The sequence below is a fragment of the Citrobacter braakii genome, from assembly GCF_009648935.1.
GTDB lineage: Bacteria > Pseudomonadota > Gammaproteobacteria > Enterobacterales > Enterobacteriaceae > Citrobacter > Citrobacter braakii.
The window spans coordinates 3950011-3970175 of the sequence record NZ_CP045771.1; the positions used below are offsets into that span (position 1 = coordinate 3950011).

At 49.2% G+C, this 20165-nt stretch carries 19 protein-coding genes and 1 pseudogene; 8 read left to right on the forward strand and 12 right to left on the reverse strand.

Features of this window, described 5'->3' with window-relative positions:
- Positions 1–156 precede the first annotated feature (156 nt).
- The 3 genes from GFC06_RS18655 to cspG form a co-directional block, all read right to left on the reverse strand.
- The gene (locus tag GFC06_RS18655) at positions 157–387 is read right to left on the reverse strand and encodes a hypothetical protein (protein WP_019076503.1); all 231 of its coding nucleotides are present in this window, start codon (positions 385–387) and stop codon (positions 157–159) included.
- Between the two features lie 73 nt (positions 388–460).
- Positions 461–649, reverse strand: a complete 189-nt coding sequence (gene ymcF, locus GFC06_RS18660) for a cold shock small protein YmcF (RefSeq protein ID WP_094169075.1) — start codon at positions 647–649, stop codon at positions 461–463.
- Between the two features lie 10 nt (positions 650–659).
- Positions 660–872 carry a cold shock protein CspG gene (cspG, locus tag GFC06_RS18665; RefSeq protein ID WP_016152690.1) on the reverse strand — a complete coding sequence of 71 codons (213 nt, stop codon included), beginning with the start codon at positions 870–872 and terminating at the stop codon, positions 660–662.
- 1301 nt (positions 873–2173) lie between these two features.
- On the opposite strand from cspG, the gene GFC06_RS18670 reads away from it, so the two are divergent.
- On the forward strand, positions 2174–3265 hold the full coding sequence (locus GFC06_RS18670) for an FUSC family protein (protein WP_153690511.1): 1092 nt from the start codon (positions 2174–2176) through the stop codon (positions 3263–3265).
- Between the two features lie 487 nt (positions 3266–3752).
- On the opposite strand, the gene ymcF (GFC06_RS23275) is transcribed toward GFC06_RS18670, so the two are convergent.
- The gene (gene ymcF / locus GFC06_RS23275) at positions 3753–3941 is read right to left on the reverse strand and encodes a cold shock small protein YmcF (RefSeq protein WP_071600303.1); all 189 of its coding nucleotides are present in this window, start codon (positions 3939–3941) and stop codon (positions 3753–3755) included.
- A 428-nt stretch (positions 3942–4369) separates the two neighbouring features.
- Positions 4370–4582 (reverse strand): transcription antiterminator/RNA stability regulator CspE, encoded by a 213-nt coding sequence (gene cspE, locus GFC06_RS18675; RefSeq protein ID WP_005127641.1) that lies wholly within the window; start codon positions 4580–4582, stop codon positions 4370–4372.
- 552 nt (positions 4583–5134) lie between these two features.
- Here cspE and GFC06_RS18680 point away from each other — a divergent pair.
- Positions 5135–5347: a KTSC domain-containing protein gene (locus GFC06_RS18680; protein ID WP_016152687.1), complete on the forward strand. Its 213-nt coding sequence runs from the start codon at positions 5135–5137 to the stop codon at positions 5345–5347.
- 138 nt (positions 5348–5485) lie between these two features.
- Here GFC06_RS18680 and GFC06_RS18685 read toward each other — a convergent pair.
- Positions 5486–5593: pseudogene (locus tag GFC06_RS18685) on the reverse strand (antitermination protein Q); the annotation flags it as partial.
- Between the two features lie 239 nt (positions 5594–5832).
- Here GFC06_RS18685 and potC point away from each other — a divergent pair.
- Both potC and potD read left to right on the forward strand, forming a co-directional pair.
- Complete coding sequence (gene potC / locus GFC06_RS18690) at positions 5833–6612, forward strand: spermidine/putrescine ABC transporter permease PotC (RefSeq protein ID WP_003030794.1); 780 nt, start codon at positions 5833–5835, stop codon at positions 6610–6612.
- Between the two features lie 27 nt (positions 6613–6639).
- Positions 6640–7686, forward strand: a complete 1047-nt coding sequence (gene potD, locus GFC06_RS18695) for a spermidine/putrescine ABC transporter substrate-binding protein PotD (protein ID WP_029139492.1) — start codon at positions 6640–6642, stop codon at positions 7684–7686.
- 51 nt (positions 7687–7737) lie between these two features.
- Here the strand turns inward: potD and cobB are convergent, their stop codons facing one another.
- From cobB to lolC, 5 genes are all read right to left on the reverse strand, one after another.
- Complete coding sequence (gene cobB / locus GFC06_RS18700; RefSeq protein WP_016152685.1) at positions 7738–8559, reverse strand: Sir2 family NAD+-dependent deacetylase; 822 nt, start codon at positions 8557–8559, stop codon at positions 7738–7740.
- A gap of 15 nt (positions 8560–8574) precedes the next feature.
- Positions 8575–9486: an N-acetylglucosamine kinase gene (nagK, locus tag GFC06_RS18705; RefSeq protein ID WP_153690512.1), complete on the reverse strand. Its 912-nt coding sequence runs from the start codon at positions 9484–9486 to the stop codon at positions 8575–8577.
- 141 nt (positions 9487–9627) lie between these two features.
- Positions 9628–10872 carry a lipoprotein-releasing ABC transporter permease subunit LolE gene (lolE, locus tag GFC06_RS18710; protein ID WP_016152683.1) on the reverse strand — a complete coding sequence of 415 codons (1245 nt, stop codon included), beginning with the start codon at positions 10870–10872 and terminating at the stop codon, positions 9628–9630.
- On the reverse strand, positions 10872–11573 hold the full coding sequence (gene lolD, locus GFC06_RS18715) for a lipoprotein-releasing ABC transporter ATP-binding protein LolD (RefSeq protein WP_003832278.1): 702 nt from the start codon (positions 11571–11573) through the stop codon (positions 10872–10874). The genes lolE and lolD overlap by 1 nt, the downstream gene beginning before the upstream one ends.
- Positions 11566–12765, reverse strand: a complete 1200-nt coding sequence (lolC, locus tag GFC06_RS18720) for a lipoprotein-releasing ABC transporter permease subunit LolC (protein WP_153690513.1) — start codon at positions 12763–12765, stop codon at positions 11566–11568. Before lolC ends, lolD begins: the two co-directional genes overlap by 8 nt.
- Positions 12766–13026: 261 nt before the next feature.
- On the opposite strand from lolC, the gene GFC06_RS18725 reads away from it, so the two are divergent.
- The 3 genes from GFC06_RS18725 (at position 13027) to ldtC (ending at position 18770) form a co-directional block, all read left to right on the forward strand.
- A complete protein-coding gene (locus tag GFC06_RS18725) occupies positions 13027–14091 on the forward strand; it encodes an acyltransferase family protein (RefSeq protein WP_153690514.1) in 1065 nt (354 codons plus the stop codon).
- 118 nt (positions 14092–14209) lie between these two features.
- Positions 14210–17656, forward strand: a complete 3447-nt coding sequence (gene mfd, locus GFC06_RS18730; RefSeq protein ID WP_016152681.1) for a transcription-repair coupling factor — start codon at positions 14210–14212, stop codon at positions 17654–17656.
- A 148-nt stretch (positions 17657–17804) separates the two neighbouring features.
- Positions 17805–18770, forward strand: coding sequence for a L,D-transpeptidase LdtC (ldtC, locus tag GFC06_RS18735; RefSeq protein ID WP_153690515.1), 966 nt, complete (start codon positions 17805–17807; stop codon positions 18768–18770).
- Between the two features lie 85 nt (positions 18771–18855).
- Here ldtC and bhsA read toward each other — a convergent pair whose 3' ends face one another.
- Positions 18856–19113 (reverse strand): multiple stress resistance protein BhsA, encoded by a 258-nt coding sequence (gene bhsA / locus GFC06_RS18740; protein WP_029139491.1) that lies wholly within the window; start codon positions 19111–19113, stop codon positions 18856–18858.
- Between the two features lie 242 nt (positions 19114–19355).
- On the opposite strand from bhsA, the gene comR reads away from it, so the two are divergent.
- On the forward strand, positions 19356–19991 hold the full coding sequence (gene comR, locus GFC06_RS18745; RefSeq protein ID WP_016156207.1) for a TetR family copper-responsive transcriptional repressor ComR: 636 nt from the start codon (positions 19356–19358) through the stop codon (positions 19989–19991).
- Positions 19992–20165: the final 174 nt, after the last annotated feature.

A 20165-nucleotide genomic window follows, 5' to 3' on the forward strand; every position in this document is an offset into this window, starting at 1 on the left:
CCCGTGGAGCACTTATAACAGCGCTGACATGTTTAAAAGATAGAATGGAAAGACTCAATAATCAAGAGGTTGCAGTACAATCTTCATACAAGAAAAGCGCAAAACATCTGCAAACCGCTGGACTACTATCTCGGTCGGTAAAGAAACAATCAGATGTCACTTCAAAAGCTTCGATGCTGCCTCGAGAATCTCTTCGGAACTGACATCGCGATCAGAGGCAACATAAACTATTTTATGGTCTCCTGTCAGAGATGGAAATCCAGCTGACATCACGGACAGGTGTGCTTTTTCCCCATTGGGAAACTCACGCATTATCGAAGTAATTCCCTTCATTACGGATACAACAACTGCCGGTTCTGAGTTAAAAAAAACGATTACTTTTTTCATAATGATACCGTGATGGTTCGTACAGAGATGAACGGTTTAGCATACAAAAAAGGCTCCATAAGGAACCTGAACTTTATTTTCTAAAATCTAACGAAGTCTGACCAGAACGAATGTATAGCGCAACATTGTCAAATGTGATCATTCCCGATTTGCAAAAAATACATTTTGCTCCGAAAGGATTTTTTTCAGTAACATCAAAGCTCGACGTTCTGTACTGAGATCCGTGGCAACACGGGCATCTGAAGTGAATATGATGTGTAATAACAGTTACCTTATACAACCACGACATTAACTGCTGAGGGGCCTTTAGGTCCCTGTTCAACACTAAACTCAACTTCCTGATTCTCATTCAGTGTCTTGAAATCGTTACTCTGGATAGCAGAAAAGTGTACAAACACATCTTTACTGCCATCTTTAGGGGTGATAAACCCAAAACCTTTTTCAGGATTGAACCATTTAACTAAGCCAGTCATTTTATTAGACATAATTATTACCTTTCTTGAGTAAGCCCTTGGGCAGAATGGTCCGAAAAAAATCATCAGAGAGAAAAGCCAGCAAGGAAATCTCAACAGGAACAATAAATAAAATTAATACAGCACTTGCTTTAGATAAATTCGTTACAAACCAAGAATTCATTAACGCATGATTAACCAAACATAGCAAGATTTAGTTTTATAGGGAAATCGCACATGATTCTTATCATAAAAATGAATTTAAATAGCTTAAATCGAAAATTATGTCATGCTGCTTAAGACCTTTATCTATCACCCTAAGTTTTCAGGGATTTTGACTCACGGAAGAGTCGTATTTCCTCCATCTCAGCATAATATTTAGCTTCTACCACGAAATTTCCGAGCATATCAGAGAGGATTACAACGTCAGCTCCTGCTGTTTTGCTTTTGGCAGGAACGGCAAGATTTGTTGTACCGGTGTGCAGCTGGCAAAGAGTGTCAGACAGGATAGAAAAAGCCGCATATGGCTGCCTGGGTTATATTTATCAGTAGATTGATCGCGTCTTAATGCCCGGCTGACACTAAGCTCACCATAACAATGCAAAAATCCTATTGTTGGTGCAAACGCACCGTCATAGCGCATCACTGAAACAATATGAAACAATCAAACAATCAATGCCCATGCTTTTTTGTTTGTTGTTGACATTTAAATCTGCCATTAATTAGGAACCGAATCTGTGGAGGATATTTATGCTCAAACTTTTCCATTACCATTCTCAATACTGGATATTTCTCGCACTTGCACTTTCTGTTTACGTAGTTGCTTTTCGATAACACATGAATAGGTTGTGTACTGCTTCCATCTAATGTAGCCAGAACTTATATTTCATGAGCTTTGGTCCGGGCCTTAGCTCATCAAAGTGCATTGTTATTAATATAATGATACCGTTGCTGATATAAAGCCGTGCACAGACACCATTTGACCTGTTTTGATTAGCCTTATAACAACCTGTAAAAGAAAACGTTTTAAACATGCTAACCAGTATTTTAGAAGTCCACAACTTTTTAATATCTGTCAAAGTCAACATGTTGAATTTAAGTCAGGGGCCACTCAAGATGTGTAGAACCGCTTACCACCATAATGGTAAATCCACAGATAATGTGGGTATTAAAAAACACCTCTTCTTTCGCTACTGCATTAGCAATTGATTAACAATAACCTATGTCAGGCATCGCCCTCCTTTTTTATAAGTTAAAAAAGTAAGACGAGATTATTTTTTCAGTGTATATCTGAACATTCTTTATAATTCTGTCTATGTTAAAGATTTTAACTAATGAAAAACAATATTTTTTCCATTGAACGGAATAAACCGATAAGTCCTTTAGAACTTAAGATTTACCGCAACTATCGCGGAGTTCATGGGATCCGTATTGCTTTAGCATTTGTTATAACTTTCTTACTAATAAGAATGTTGAATTTACCAGACCACTCCTGGCCCCTGATTACACTGGTTGTGGTCATGGGACCAATTAGTTACATGGGCAATGTGATACCCAGGGCACTTGAACGTATGGCGGGAACTGTAGGAGGTGCGATTTTGGGGATCATCGCATTACACATTGAAATATACTCTCTCACTATGATGATGCTGTGGTGTGGATGCGCAGCTTTCCTTTGTGGTTTTCTGGCCATGAGTAAACGTCCCTATGCCGCATTATTGATTGGTATCACGCTGGCGGTTGTCAGCAGCGCTCCTGCAGGAGACTTACAAACAGCATTGTGGCGAAGCACCAACATTATTATAGGATGCATTCTGGCGATGTTGTTTACCAGCATTTTTCCCCAAAGAGCATTCATTAACTGGCGTATACAACTTGCTGACTTTCTTTCTGATTATCTAAAAATAACAACTGCGGGAGTATCCCGAAACGTTCTTGCGCCCCCGAGAATGACCAAACTTCAAACGCGTGCGTTGAATAATGTAGTAAAAATGCGCAGTCTTATTACACCAGTAAATAAAGAAACAAAGATTGCGAAGAGTCTACTTGAAGATATTCAATCGATAACCCGCGATATGATAGCGGCGCAAAAATTTCAGATAAATGCCCACTGGGCATCCCGTGGCAGTCGATTTCTCATTTTGAATACTCACACGCTGTCAGATATGGAACAAATGACCCGTAGCACCCTCAACACCCTCGCACATGCCTTGCATGAAGGAAACCCAACGCCGATAGCATCAAATAGCGAGCATCTTCTCGAAATTACTAAAGAGTTGCATTGTCTTTTGCTCGCCAATGAGGGTGAGGAAATCATTGAAAGCGCCGTTCACGGATATGTTTGGTTGAGCATTCAGCTTGCTATCCAACTTGAAGCACTATCAACCTTAATCACAAAAGCGCTTACAGAACAGATTTTTTCCTGATAAATATCAATATTTCTCTTATCTCATCGGCCTTTTGACCGTGCAAGGCATGACTTTTCCGTTCGAGCAAATCAATGATATTCCCTGTCGTAACCCTTTTGCCATTTTCAAGTAGCTGGATAACTGTTTCACCAATTTCCTGGGCCATAATATGGTTTTGTATGATTCTCAATGCGTTGCCCTTTATATGGTTATTAGTAATACCGTTACACATCAGACATGATGTTAATAGCAAAACAAAAAATACAATTCTTTGCCCAACTTACTTGTATGTTGCACGGATAACCCTGAAATGACAAAACCCCGTTAGAACGAGGTTTTTATTCATGGTGTAACCATAGAGGATCAAACCCTCGTCTCCTGCAAGTTCAAAAGTCGCCCGCTCAATTCGATGAGGTAGTAGCTGACTGGCGGCCCTTGTTGGACTTAAACCAGTGCCCGGCCATAATGAATCTTGCCGCCTTAACTGGAAGGTCAGAGCCAAATGTTACTTTCGCAACACCTGTTCATTTGATTTACTGGAAGTATATGGCGCATAGTTATCAGGTGTGATCATTGATGATTTACAAAAAATACACTTTGCACCAAAGGGATTTTTCTCAGTCACATCAAAATGGGAAGTTCTGTACTGTGACCCATGACAACAAGGGCACTTAAAATAAATATGGTCGGTCATGATGTTAGCCTTTATTTGCTACAACACTCACTACCGCAGTGATATCCAAAAGATCTATTTAACTAATAATTTCTCTTGGTTTTCAGTATCAGGTTACAACTCACTATTAAAAGCAATAAAAAATAAATATTTCTTATCAGTTCACATGAGGAATCTAAAATAATATAATTTTCTTTATATTATAGCACCAGCGATTTTTGGGATGTTGTTAGCTTTTACGAATGCACTTAAGCGTGCAAGAAAAACTACAGAGGTAAAACAACAAATGACATTCATAAAATAATCATTTCAACTGTTCTACCCAATGATTAGACTCAGACATCTGTTCAGCTTTATGTCGACAGATGTTGAGTTTCTGAAAAACCAATATATCTACTCAGGCATTCACCGTCTTCGCTATCGTATATTGGTTTACATCAGGAAAAATATCAGGCAGCTACAACGTTTTCAGCTGACGGCCCTTTTGCACCAGCAGTAATGCTGAACTCAACTTTTTGGCCTTCATTCAGCGTTTTAAAGCCACCACTCTGAATAGCAGAGAAGTGTACAAACACATCTTTACTACCATTGTCAGGGGTAATAAAACCAAAACCTTTAGACTCGTTAAACCATTTTACTAAACCAGTCATTTTATTAGACACAGGTAATTCCTTAAATTCTATGTAGCCTTACGGCGAAAAGGGCTTCGCACACAATCTAATTAGTAACGATAAGAAGGCTCAAAAGAAAGGATTATCTGTGGATAACGCTTGAGATGAGAACTGCTTTACTAAACCGCTTTAATGGGTCTGTGTACCTAACCAACCCCTCATTAATCACACACCCCACAAACAATAGCAAGTTATTTTTTCATTTAATTTTTCGCAAAATCTTAGAAATGGAAACTGAGACAGCATAATCAATGAGTTCTGTTCACCAGCAATAACATACAGCCGGTCGCCCCCTGGATAACGAAAAATAAAATAGAATATATTTATCAGTTACTTAAAGGAAAGCCCGTGTCAATCCGTAAAAATCCAGCAACGAATTTTCGTGCTATTTTTCGCAGTTCAGGAAATTAAAGCAACAAAGAAAATCATTTCATCCAACCAGTAAACTCTGAAACAACCATAACATTTACAAAACTATGCTCCTTTTGTTTCATATCAGTGTATTATCAGAGAAGGAAAATTAAAAAAATTGAAGGAGAAAAAATGCAACGACAGGCAATGATTTCATCAAAAATAAAATTTATTGGTTACTACCCATTAGAAAAGATACTGGAGATTGGGTTCGTAAATTCTTCAACTTTCCAGTATGTGGGCGTTCCTGAAAGCATCTATAACTCTTTTCTCACGGTGCAATCTAAAGGCCGTTTCTTTGACGGTGTCATTAAAGGTAAATTCTTGTGTCGTAAAACAGGGTGATTCAAGAGATTTACGCTGTAGATAGCGTAAAACGCCGTTCTGGTGTTTTCTGTTTTTGTTACCACCGGTCCAGGAAATTGATATCCAAAAAACCACTATTCCCGTCAATTTCGTTACCCTTCGTTAAGCATGCTCCCTGCAGCGTTCACAGGTTTCAAACACTGGGACGCCATGCTCTTTCGTGGCTTTGCAGTCAAGTACCTCCTCTTTACCACCACAGCGGCAGCGTGCGCTAATTGTTCCCTGAACCGATTGCTATACCGACACTCGCAGTCAGGAATGGGTAAAGCGGGTCATTTAAATGGCCTTTTTTTCCCGATCATCCTAAAAATTGTTGTAAAATTCGCGGCCTTAGTGATAGCTGCTTCTTTTTTGGCTATCTGTTTTGGCGAGAAGTTTTGGAGAGATTTTGGAGAAGAGAAAAAGTTGATTATTTTCAATACTCTGAAAACATCGCGCCTTCTGAACAAGAAGGTGAAACGCGAATGATCGGTCGGCTGCTCAGAGGCGGTTTTATGACCGCCATCTACGCGTATCTGTATATTCCAATCATTATTTTGATTGTGAACTCCTTTAACAGCTCGCGCTTTGGCATCAACTGGCAGGGTTTTACCACCAAATGGTACGGCCTGCTGATGAACAACGACAGCCTGCTACAGGCAGCGCAACACTCGCTGACGATGGCGGTGCTATCCGCCACGTTTGCCACGCTGATCGGCTCACTCACAGCGGTTGCACTGTACCGCTACCGTTTTCGCGGTAAACCGTTTGTCAGCGGCATGCTGTTCGTGGTGATGATGTCGCCGGATATCGTAATGGCGATTTCTTTGCTGGTGCTGTTTATGCTGATCGGCATTCAACTGGGTTTCTGGTCACTGCTGTTCTCGCATATCACTTTTTGTCTACCTTTTGTGGTGGTGACGGTTTACTCACGTCTGAAAGGTTTTGATGTACGAATGCTTGAAGCCGCCAAAGATCTCGGCGCCAGTGAAGTGACTATTCTGCGCAAGATTATACTGCCTCTGGCAATGCCTGCAGTGGCTGCCGGCTGGTTGCTGAGCTTTACGTTGTCGATGGATGATGTCGTCGTGTCGTCCTTCGTTACCGGGCCTGGTTATGAAATTTTGCCGTTAAAAATCTACTCAATGGTAAAAGTCGGCGTATCACCAGAGGTGAACGCGCTGGCGACCATTTTGTTGGTTCTGTCGCTGGTTATGGTGATTGCCAGCCAGCTTATTGCACGTGATAAAACCAAGGGCCGCTAAGGCCCTTAATTCAGGGGACGTTAAATGATGAAAAAATGGTCACGCCACCTGCTCGCGGCGGGTGCTCTGGCACTGGGCATGAGCGCCGCTCACGCTAATGACAACAACACGCTCTATTTCTATAACTGGACCGAGTATGTCCCGCCTGGACTGCTGGAGCAGTTCACCAAAGAGACCGGCATTAAGGTTATCTATTCGACCTACGAGTCGAACGAAACCATGTACGCCAAGCTCAAAACCTATAAAGACGGCGCATACGATCTGGTGGTTCCGTCCACCTATTACGTCGATAAAATGCGCAAAGAAGGCATGATCCAGAAGATCGACAAGTCGACGTTGACCAACTTCCACAACCTCGATCCGGAAATGCTCAACAAGCCATTCGACCCCAACAATGACTACTCTATCCCGTATATCTGGGGTGCGACGGCCATTGGCATCAATAGCGATGCCATCGACCCGAAAACAGTAACCAGCTGGGCCGATCTGTGGAAACCGGAGTACAAAGGTAGCCTGCTGTTAACGGATGATGCGCGTGAAGTGTTCCAGATGGCGCTGCGCAAGCTGGGATACTCCGGCAATACCACCGATCCTAAAGAGATTGAAGCCGCTTATAACGAGTTGAAGAAGCTGATGCCTAACGTCGCGGCATTTAACTCTGACAACCCGGCCAACCCGTATATGGAAGGCGAAGTCAATCTGGGGATGGTGTGGAACGGCTCCGCGTATGTTGCGCGGCAGGCAGGTACACCGCTGGAAGTGGTATGGCCGAAAGAAGGTGGGATTTTCTGGATGGACAGCCTGTCTATTCCAGCAAACGCAAAAAATAAAGAAGGTGCGCTGAAGCTGATTAACTTCCTGCTACGCCCGGACGTGGCGAAAGAAGTCGCGGAAACCATCGGTTATCCGACGCCAAACCTGGCAGCACGTAAGCTGTTAAGCCCTGAAGTCGCGAACGATAAAACCCTCTACCCTGATGCAGAAACCATCAACAAAGGGGAATGGCAGAACGATGTCGGTTCCGCCAGCGCTATCTATGAAGAGTATTATCAGAAGCTGAAAGCAGGACGTTAATTCAGCGTTGTAAGGAATGCCCGATGGCGCTGCGCGTATCGGGCAAAAAAATCACAGTCCTTTCAATAATTTCTCAACAAACTCAGGCACCACCTGGCTTGCCGGACCGTAATACTTCTCTTCAAACTCGCTTCCTACCTGGCTCGGTTCGAGATTTAGCTCTACCGTATGCGCCCCATGTAGTCGAGCTTCATGCACAAACCCCGCTGCCGGGTATACATGGCCCGATGTACCAATCGCAATGAACACATCGGCCATTGCCAGTGCCATATAAATTTCATCCATGCCCAGCGGCATTTCACCAAACCACACCACGTGCGGGCGCAGCGGCGCCGGAAACTGGCAACAATGGCATTTATCTTCCGCAGTCACATCGCCAGTCCACTCCAGAATCTGCCCGCTTTGCGAACAGCGAACCTTGAGCAGTTCGCCGTGCATATGGATTACGTTCTGGCTGCCCGCACGTTCATGCAGGTTATCAATATTCTGCGTCACCAGTAAAAAACGGTCGCCCAGCTCGGCTTCGAGTTTTGCCAGCGCGATATGCGCCGCGTTAGGCTGGATTTCTGATTGTTGCAACTGATGACGACGGGCATTATAAAACGACTGGACCAGTTGCGGATTACGACTAAATCCTTCCGGAGTCGCAACGTCCTCTACCCGATGTTCTTCCCAGAGACCATCCGCCGCGCGAAAGGTTCGAATTCCTGACTCAGCGGAGATTCCCGCTCCCGTCAGTACCAGCACTCTTGGTTTTTCCATCAATTCAGGCACCACTCTGTCTCTGAAAAAGATTCGTTGACGCAGGCGATCGCGCATATGGCGTTTATTTTTACGAAAGCGGCTTAACCGATGACCCCGGCGCGACAGCATAACAACCTCTTTGTATTAATCGGTAAGATGTAGGAAAGCGGCTCCGCGCATCCCGCCCGCATCACCGTGTCGCGCCTGCTCAATACGCGGCACCCGGGCAACCGGCAGCAGATGACGTGGCAGTCGGTCCGCCAGTTGCGTCGTAATAGCGGTAAAATTCGACAAGCCTCCGCCAATCACCACCAAATCAGGATCGACGATAGTCAGGATATTCCCAAGGCACACCGCCAGCAAATCCAGATAGCGTTCAACATGGGCACGTGCTTGTTCATCACCCTGCTCCCACAGCGCGATAATTTCCCGGGCATCCAGCGATTGATGGTAGTAATGCTGATACAACCACGCAAATCCACCGCCGGAAAGATAGCTTTCGATGCATCCCAGTTGACCGCACCCGCAGCGGCGCAATGGGAAATCAAAGCCCATCAACGTCAGCGCATCGACTGGCAAACGAATATGACCAAACTCGCCGGTGATATAGCTGCGCCCGGTGATGGATTTCCCGTTAAACACCAGACCGCCGCCAACACCGGTGCCGAGGATCAACCCCATCACGAGCGGATATTGGGTGAACTCGTCATCCCAGGCTTCGGAAAGAGCAAAACAGTTAGCATCGTTATCCAGACGCACATCGCGGTCAAGGCGAGCGCTGAGATCGGCGCGGAGCGGCTTACCACTGGCAGCAGGAACATTGGCCGCATACAGCGTGCCGTCTTCCGTTTCCGGCATGCCAGGAATGCCGATGCCTACCGAACCTTTAACGCCGAACCGCTGGTCCGCTTCCGTCACCAGATTGCAGACCGCATCAAGGAAAGCGTCATAGCTGTCGCGAGGCGTAGGGACGCGTGTTTCCCATTGCAAACGACGTTGCTTATCAAACACGCCCAGCGCAATTTTGGTCCCGCCGATGTCAAATCCGTAATACATCACCGCTCCTTGATACACGTCATCCTTCAAGATGCCTTGGGGTTGGCTGCGCACTCACCCTCCAGTCACATCGTTATCTATGCTCATGGAGATTTCGGTTTGCCGCCTTACCGCCGCATGAATGCTTTCGTGTATATATTGTTATTGGCCGCTAAGTACTCTCGCAGGATCAATATTGCTGGCGCGACGCGCCGGATACCAACTTGCCAAAAGACTCAGCACGAGTGCTGTCACCAGCACGTAAATCACATCCAGCCAGTGTAATTCCGATGGCAGGAAGTCAATGAAATAGATATCGCCGGACAGGAACTGATGGCCGATAAGCGCCTCAATACCGTTAATGATCGGCGTCAGTTGCAGCGAGACAACCACCCCAATGACGACGCCTATCAGGCTACCGAACAGACCCGCCAGCAGGCCGTACCAGACAAAAATGGCACGGATAAGGCCATCTTTAGCCCCCAGGGTTCTTAATACCGCAATATCGCCGCTCTTGTCTTTTACCGCCATCACTAACGTGGAAACGATATTAAAACAGGCCACGCCAATCACCAGCACCATCGCCAGATACATAATGGCGCGGATCATCTGGATATCGCGATACATATAGCCGTATGTACCGATCCAGCTCTTAATGTACACATAGTTATTGGTGACTTCACCCGCGTCTCGCACCAGCTTATTGGCGTTAAACACGTCGTTCACTTTCAGCGCGATCCCGGAAACGCTGGATCCCATATCCAGGTATTGCTGCGCATCTTCCATTGGGATCATGGCAAAGCTGTGATCGAGCTGACCGCTCAGTTGCAGGATCCCCGTGACGTGCAAACGCACGCGTTTAGGCTGCTGTAACTTATGATCCGCACTGGCGTTAGGGATCATAATCGATACCCAGTCGCCCTGCTTCACCTTCAGCGCATCGGCAATTCCCTTACCAATAATGATTTGTTGCTCACCCGCTTTGAAATTATCCCATGCGTGGTTTTGCACAAACGAGGGTAGCGCGCTTAAACGCTGCTCCTGCTGCGGATCAACGCCCTTCACCTGCACTGCGCGTAGGTTCGCCCCACTCTCCACCAGCCCGGTAAAGTTAATATAAGGCGCCGCAGCAGCAATGCCTGGTACCTTCTGTACCTTGTCGAGCGCTTCCTGCCAGTTGTTCCACGGCTGATTTACGGCTTCAATCTCACCGTGCGGCACCACGGCCAGAATACGGTTGTTAAGCTCACGCTCAAATCCGTTCATGGCGCTTAAGCCGACGATCAATACCGCTACGCCCAACGCAATGCCAACGGTGGAAATCACGGAAATCAGCGAGACCATGCCACCGCGCCGCCGACCACGGCTAAAACGCAAACCAATCAATAACGATAAAGGCGAAGCCATTACTCAGCTCCCATCAGGCTCAGTTCAGCCGTCAGGCGACCATCGCGCATTTCAAGCTGGCGGCTCATGCGCTTCGCCAGTTGCAGATCGTGTGTCACCACCAAAAATGCCGTGCCCTGAGAGCGGTTCAGCTCACCCAGAAGCTCGAAAATGCTGTCCGCGTTACGCGCATCAAGGTTACCCGTTGGCTCATCCGCCAGTACCAGGCGTGGGTTATTCACCAGCGCACGAGCGATGGCCACGCGCTGGCGTTCACCGCCTGAAAGTTCAGACGGACGATGGCTGGCACGATGGTCCAGCCCTACTGCTTTCAGCATATCCCGTGCGCGCTCGGTGATTTCAGCCGGTTTTTTCTTGCCGATCAGCAACGGCATCGCCACGTTTTCCAGCGCGGTAAAGTCCGGCAGCAGATGGTGGAACTGATAAATGAAGCCCAGCTTCTGATTGCGCAGTTCCGCTTTCGCCGCCGACGAGAGTTTGCTCATCGGCTGACCGCTAAAAATGACATCGCCGGAAGTTGGCGTATCCAGCCCGCCTAACAGATGCAGCAACGTACTCTTACCGGAACCGGAGCTGCCGACAATCGCCATCATCTCACCTTCACCGACGCAAAAACTGACATCGTGCAGTACATCGGTCTGCACTGTGCCTTCCTGATAGCGTTTGCACAGGTTGTCGCATTGCAACAGGATCTTATTCATAACGTAAAGCCTCAGCGGGTTGAGTGGCGGCAGCGCGCCAGGAAGGATAAAGCGTAGACAGCAGCGCGATGGCCATCGCCACCAGCGCAATGACGATAACCTGCAGCGGCTCAATGGCGACCGGCAGCGCAGCCCCATCCAGAAGCACACCGATAATTGGCATCAGGTTGTTCAGTTGACTGGCGAGTAATGCGCCCAGCACCGCGCCCAGCAGCGCGCCGATAATCCCGGCACTGGCCCCCTGCACCATAAACACCATCATTATCTGCCGCGGCGTCAGCCCCTGCGTTTGTAGAATCGCCACTTCCCCTTGCTTCTCCATTACCATCAGACCCAGCGAGGTAATAATATTAAATGCCGCCACCGCCACGATCAGGCTAAGCAGCAGCCCCATCATGTTTTTCTCCATACGCACGGCCTGGAACAATTCCCCTTTGCGCTCGCGCCAGTCCTGCCATTTGGTGCCTTGCGGCAGCGTTTGCTGGCTCAGCGTATCAACCTTTAACGGTTCGTTGAGCCACAGACGCCAGCCGGTAATATTGCCCACCGGGTAACGCATCAAACGTGACGCATCCTGGATGTTGGTCAGCATCTGGTAGCCGTCGACTTCGCTGTTGGCGGCGAAGGTGCCAATTACCGTAAACAGACGCTGGCTCGGCAGACGTCCCATCGGGGTAAACTGGCTGGCTGAGGGCACCATCACGCGAATTTGATCGCCACGATTAACACCCAGTTGCCCGGCAAGCTGCTCTCCGAGGATGACATTATACTTACCCGGCTGCAGATCTGTTTGCTTCACATTGACCAGATATGGCGTTAATGGATCTTTTTGCGCCGGGTCGATACCCAGCATCACGCCGACTGCCACGCTACGCGCACTTTGCAGTACCACATCCCCTGTGGTTATCGGTGCGACGCGGTTGACGCCGTTCAACACCACCGCTTTTTCCGGTAGCTGTTGCGGGTTTAGGGAACCCTGTTCAGACGAGAGGACGGCCTGAGGCATCAGGCCAAGAATATTGTTTTGCAGCTCGCGCTCGAAACCGTTCATCACCGACAACACCGTAACCAGCGCCATTACCCCGAGAGTAATGCCAATGGTGGAGAGCCAGGAAACGAAGCGACCGAAGCGATCTGCTGCACGCCCACGCATATAACGCAGGCCGATGAATAGAACGACAGGTTGGTACATGAAATCCGTCTGGTTGCTGTTAGCAAAGTCACGAGTATATAAGCGAAAGCGGAATGGGTAAATGACTGAACCGTAAGTGTTCGTCAGCACTATTCTTAAAAGTATAAATAAATCAAACCGCTAAAGTTGTCCCTCTCCCCTGCAACCCTGAGCCCTGACCTTTATCCTAAAAAAACAAAATGCAGACAGTTACGCATTACAGCGCACAGCGGGTTGCGCAGGATGGCAGGCTATTGCAATCAATATGGATGCGCCGTCTCAATGAATAAAAAAGAACTATGGATTAATCAAATCAAGGGGTTATGCATTTGCCTGGTGGTGATTTACCACTCAGTGATCACATTTTACCCGCACCTCACCACCTTTCAGCATCCACTGTCAGAGGTGTTGAGCAAATGCTGGATTTACCTCAATTTGTACCTCGCACCGTTTCGCATGCCGGTGTTTTTCTTTATTTCGGGGTATCTGATCCGCCGCTACATCGATAACGTCCCGTGGACAACCTGCGTGGATAAACGGATCTGGAGTATCGCCTGGGTGCTGGTGCTTTGGGGAGTGGTGCAATGGCTGGCGTTGGTGGCGCTCAATAACTGGCTCGCCCCGCAGCGCGATCTGACCCATGCCGCCAACGCCGCTTATGCGGATTCGATTGCGGGTTTTACCCACGGGATGCTGACCGCCAGCACCAGCCTGTGGTATCTGTACGCGCTGATTGTCTATTTTGTTCTGTGTAAAATTTTCAGCCGTTGGGCGATGCCGTTGTTAGCATTATTTGTGGCGCTGAGCGTGGCGATCAATTTTTTCCCGACCCCATGGTGGGGAATGAACAGCGTGATCCGCAATTTGCCCTGGTATAGCCTCGGCGCATGGTTTGGCGCAACGCTGATGGCGTGGATCAAGGAGGTGCCCCTGCGCCGTCATGCGGTCATTGTTCTGGGTAGCACAATCGTCGCCGTCGTCGCGTGGCTGGCAAATGTCTCGCTATTGCTTTCTCTCCTTTCCATTGTGCTGATCATGAAGCTGTTTTATCAGTTCGAGCTCCACTTTGGCATGCGCGCGTCCAGTCCGTTAAGCGTGATTGGCGCCAATACCATCGCCATCTACACCACTCACCGTATTCTGGTTGAGCTGTTCAGCTTAACGCTTATCCCCAAAATCAATCATGCCGCCTGGCCTGCATACGCGGAGCTGGCCCTGCTACTGGTGTATCCGTTCGCCTGTCTGCTGCTGTGCACCCTGTTTGGCCTGCTGGTGCGTAAGATTTCACAAAAAACCGTGGCCGATCTGCTCTTTTCCCCGCCCTCTTTATCGCTCGCCTCGCGCTAACCCCTACGCGCTTTTTGCCCCCATTCGGGGGCGAATCAATTTGCTTATGAGAAACGATCACGGATAATAAAGAACATTGCTTATCAGATGTATATCTAAACGAGATCCTGACAACCGAATGCCTGAACAACATCGTTACACGCTCCCAACGGGCGCTTCCGATCAGCGCCAGTTGGGTGAGCTTACGGGTGCCGCCTGCGCAACGCTGGTCGCCGAAATCGCCGAACGTCACGCGGGTCCAGTGGTGCTGATCGCGCCGGACATGCAAAATGCTTTGCGTCTGCATGATGAAATTCGTCAGTTTACTGACCAGATGGTGATGAACCTGCCCGACTGGGAAACGCTTCCCTATGACAGCTTTTCTCCCCATCAGGAGATTATCTCCTCACGGCTCTCCACGCTGTATCAACTGCCCGCCATGCAGCGCGGCGTGCTGATCGTTCCGGTAAATACGCTGATGCAGCGTGTCTGTCCGCACAGCTATCTGCACGGTCATGCGCTGGTCATGAAAAAAGGCCAGCGGCTTTCGCGCGACGCCTTGCGCGAACAACTGGACAGTGCTGGCTATCGCCATGTTGATCAGGTCATGGAACACGGCGAATACGCCACGCGTGGCGCATTGTTAGATCTGTTCCCGATGGGCAGCGAATTGCCTTATCGTCTGGATTTCTTTGATGACGAAATCGACAGCCTGCGTCTGTTTGATACTGACACTCAGCGCACGCTGGAAGAAGTCGATGCCATTAATTTGCTGCCCGCACACGAATTCCCGACTGACAAAACGGCCATTGAGCTGTTCCGTAGTCAGTGGCGTGATACGTTTGAGGTGAAACGCGACGCCGAGCATATTTATCAACAGGTCAGCAAAGGCACGTTACCTACGGGGATTGAATACTGGCAGCCGCTGTTTTTCAGCGAGCCGCTGCCGCCGCTGTTCAGCTACTTCCCCGCCAATACGTTGTTGGTAAATACCGGCGATATCGAGACCAGCGCTGCACGCTTCCAGGCCGATACCCTGTCACGCTTTGAGAATCGCGGCGTTGATCCGATGCGCCCGCTTCTGCCACCGGAATCGCTGTGGCTGCGGGTTGATGAGCTGTTTTCTGAACTGAAACGCTGGCCGCGTGTTCAGCTGAAAACCGAGAGTCTGCCGAAGAAAGCGGCGAATACCAACCTCGGGTTCCAGAAGCTGCCAGATATCGCCGTTCAGGCACAGCAAAAAGCACCGTTAGATGCATTACGTAAATTCCTTGAAGGCTTTACCGGTCCGGTAATTTTCTCGGTGGAAAGTGAAGGACGCCGGGAAGCGCTAGGCGAACTGCTCGCCCGCATCAAAGTCGCGCCGAAGCGGATATTGCGACTCGACGAAGCCGTAGACAACGGTCGTTATCTGATGATTGGCTCAGCCGAGCACGGCTTCATCGATAGCAAACGCAATCTGGCGTTGATTTGTGAAAGCGATCTGCTCGGTGAACGTGTGGCGCGTCGCCGCCAGGATTCTCGTCGCACCATCAACCCGGACACGTTAATTCGTAACCTCGCGGAGCTGCATCCCGGTCAGCCAGTGGTTCATCTGGAGCACGGCGTGGGTCGCTATGCCGGTATGACCACGCTGGAAGCAGGCGGCATTACCGGTGAATACCTGATGCTCACCTATGCCAACGACGCCAAACTGTACGTGCCGGTGTCGTCGCTGCATCTGATCAGCCGCTACGCCGGCGGCGCGGAAGAGAATGCGCCGCTGCATAAACTGGGCGGTGATGCCTGGTCACGCGCCCGACAGAAAGCCGCTGAGAAAGTCCGTGATGTCGCGGCAGAGCTGCTGGATATTTATGCCCAGCGCGCAGCGAAAGAAGGCTTTGCCTTTAAGCATGACCGTGAACAGTATCAGCTGTTTTGCGACAGCTTCCCGTTTGAAACCACGCCGGACCAGGCGCAGGCGATCAACGCGGTACTCAGCGATATGTGTCAACCGCTGGCCATGGACCGCCTGGTATGTGGCGATGTCGGCTTTGGTAAAACCGAAGTCGCGATGCGTGCCGCCTTTCTCGCCGTAGAGAATCACAAGCAGGTTGCCGTGTTGGTACCGACCACCCTGCTCGCTCAGCAGCACTTCGACAACTTCCGCGACCGCTTTGCCAACTGGCCGGTACGCATTGAGATGCTGTCCCGTTTCCGTAGCGCTAAAGAGCAAGCGCAGATTCTGGAGCAGGTTGCCGAAGGTAAAATCGATATTCTCATCGGCACTCACAAACTGCTGCAAGCGGATGTGAAGCTAAAAGATCTGGGGCTGCTAATTGTCGATGAAGAGCACCGTTTCGGCGTTCGCCACAAAGAGCGTATCAAGGCAATGCGCGCGGATGTAGATATTCTGACTCTGACGGCAACGCCAATTCCACGCACGCTCAACATGGCGATGAGCGGCATGCGCGATCTGTCGATCATCGCCACACCGCCCGCTCGTCGTCTGGCGGTCAAAACCTTCGTGCGCGAATATGACAACCTGGTGGTACGCGAGGCTATCCTGCGTGAAGTTATGCGCGGAGGACAAGTTTATTATCTCTTTAACGACGTCGAAAATATCCAGAAAACCGCTGACAGATTAGCGGAACTGGTGCCGGAAGCGCGCATTGGTATCGGCCACGGGCAAATGCGCGAGCGCGAGCTGGAACGCGTGATGAACGATTTCCACCACCAGCGTTTTAACGTGCTGGTGTGTACCACCATTATCGAAACCGGGATCGACATTCCCACTGCCAACACCATCATCATTGAACGAGCTGACCACTTCGGTTTAGCGCAATTGCATCAGCTACGGGGTCGCGTGGGACGCTCACACCATCAGGCATACGCCTGGCTGCTGACGCCGCACCCAAAAGCGATGACCACCGACGCACAAAAACGCCTGGAAGCCATCGCCTCGCTGGAAGATTTAGGTGCAGGTTTTGCGCTGGCGACCCACGACCTCGAAATTCGTGGCGCTGGGGAACTGCTGGGCGAAGATCAAAGTGGCTCCATGGAAAGCATCGGTTTCTCACTGTATATGGAGCTGCTGGAAAACGCTGTCGATGCGCTCAAAGAAGGGCGTGAACCGTCGCTGGAAGATCTCACCAGCCAGCAAACCGAAGTCGAACTGCGCATGCCATCGCTTCTGCCGGATAACTATATCCCGGATGTCAACACGCGACTGTCGTTCTACAAGCGCATTGCCAGTGCGAAAGGCGAAACCGAGCTGGAAGAAATTAAGGTCGAGCTGATAGACCGTTTTGGCCTGCTGCCCGACCCGGCCCGGACGTTGCTGGATATTGCCCGTTTACGCCAGCAGGCGCAGAAACTGGGGATCAGAAAGCTCGAAGGCAATGAAAAAGGCGGTACTATTGAGTTTGCCGAGAAAAACCATGTTAACCCAGTCTGGCTAATTGGTTTACTGCAAAAACAACCGCAGCACTTCCGTCTGGATGGTCCAACACGCCTGAAATTCATGCAGGAGTTGGGCGAGCGTAAAGCACGGATCGACTGGGTTCGCCAGTTTATGCGCCAGCTTGAAGAGAACGCCGTAGCCTAGCGTCAAGCCGGGTGAGTCCTCCACTCACCCGGCTTGATGAATTTACAAACTCTTTGCACTTCCCTGCACTTCCCGACACTGCAAACCGCCATAATTCTTGTTTACTTTTACATAATAAAAACCACGTAAAAACAATGGATTTATGGTGATGTTAAACAATAAACGACTCTCTCACTGGTTAGCATTTTTTACGCTTGCCGCGACCTTCGCGTTAGCACTTCCGGCCCAGGCAAATACCTGGCCGCTGCCGCCACCGGGAAGCCGTGTGGTGGGTCAGAATGCCGTTCACGTTGTCGAAGACAATGGCGGTTCTCTGGAAGCGATTGCGAAAAAATACAATGTCGGCTTTCTGGCGCTGCTACAGGCCAACCCCGGCGTTGACCCTTACGTACCACGTCCGGGCAGCGTGCTGACTATTCCGTTACAAACCCTGCTGCCGGATGCGCCACGCGAAGGCATTGTTATCAACCTCGCCGAACTGCGTCTTTATTATTACCAGCCGGGGACAAATTCGGTGACCGTGTATCCTATTGGTATTGGTCAGTTAGGCGGTGACACGCTGACGCCCACAATGGTAACCACCATCTCTGATAAACGTGCCAACCCGACCTGGACGCCTACGGCAAATATCCGCGTGCGATACAAAGCGAACGGAATCGACCTTCCTGCCGTGGTGCCTGCCGGGCCGGATAACCCGATGGGCCATCATGCCATTCGCTTAGCGGCATACGGCGGCGTGTACCTGCTGCACGGAACTAATGCTGACTTTGGCATCGGAATGCGCGTCAGTTCCGGCTGTATTCGTCTACGCGACGGTGATATCGAAACCCTGTTCCGTCAGGTGAAGCCAGGGACCAAGGTCAATATTATCAATACGCCAATCAAAGCATCTGTTGAACCTAACGGCGTGCGCCTGGTTGAAGTACACCAGCCGTTGTCCGAAAAAATCAATGACGACCCGCAATTGCTGCCGATCGTGCTGAACGCATCCATGCAGACGTTTAAGAATGCGGCGCAAACGGACTCTGCCGTCATGGAACATGCGATGGAGATTCGCTCAGGCATGCCGGTCGATGTCACCCGTCATCACGACGTTGCTCAACAACCGCTGTAAACTCAGCGCATAAAAAACCCCCGCTGGATTTTATTCCGCGGGGGTTTTTTATTTAACTCGCAGTGGCATTGCGATGGGTTAAATCTTATTTGTAGATAACTGCAGTCCCGTGGAGGGTGTTAGGACCGGTAACGGAAGTAATACGGAAAGACTTCGCCCCCATCTCATCCGCTTTCTGCGCCAGTTGATCTTCCAGAGAACCTAAGTTAGTCCCCGCATTCGCAGAAATAGTACCGACTTTCTGTTGGCCCGCAGGTGTGGCCTGAACTTCAACGGCAGCAAAGCTTGCAAATGAGAGTGAGCTAAGAACAGCAGCAACAAACAGAGTTTTTACGTTTTTCATGATAGTGACCTTTAGCAGATGAATGTGTGTCGCAAAGATTAACTTAACGATCGATAGGTAAATCATAGATGTGATCCAGGTCACACGTCAACACTTTTTTTAATGATCGTTATATAAAATACAAAGACCTTATTTTTCATATCAATAGCGTTAAATTATTTTTATCGCTAATCCGCTGGAGTGTGCAGTCGAATATTTTTATAATGGTTATTCAATAAACCCAACAAAGGTACATCGGCGCCATGACAACTGAAATGACAGGTTGTGCTAAAAAAAGCCGTGGCCGACCAAAAGTGTTCGACAGGGAAGCCGCGCTTGATAAGGCCATGACACTCTTCTGGCAGCACGGGTATGAAGCGACATCGCTCGCCGATCTCGTAGAAGCAACTGGCGCAAAAGCGCCCACGCTGTATGCGGAGTTCACCAATAAAGAGGGGTTGTTTCGTGCCGTACTGGACCGCTACATCACTCGCTTCGCGGCGAAACATGAAGCCCAGTTATTTTGTGAAGAAAAAAGTCTTGAGTGCGCGCTGGAAGACTATTTCACCGCAATAGCGACCTGCTTTACCAGTAAAGACACCCCGGCGGGATGTTTCATGATTAACACATCTGCGACACTGGCGGCCTCTTCCCGGGATATTGCGCACACGGTGAAATCCCGCCATGCCATGCAGGAACAGACGCTTACCCAGTTCCTTCACCAGCGTCAGCAACGAGGCGAAATTCCGGCCCATTGCGACGTGCAAAAACTGGCCGAATACCTGAACTGTATTTTACAGGGTATGTCGATCAGCGCCCGTGAAGGCGCAACGTTTGAAAAACTGATGCAGATCGCACACACGACTCTGCGACTGTGGCCTGAACTTATCAAAGTTTAACCCTTTCCCGCTATTTCCCCGCAGTACTGACACCACCGGGAGCTGATTAAGCCCCCGGTTAGATTTCCGCGGATTACCCCTACATTATTCAGTGTTTTCATCATCTTATCCGATCATTTTTTGTAAAATGTATTGATAACAACAATTATTATCAGCAATATTCGCATTTGTTTT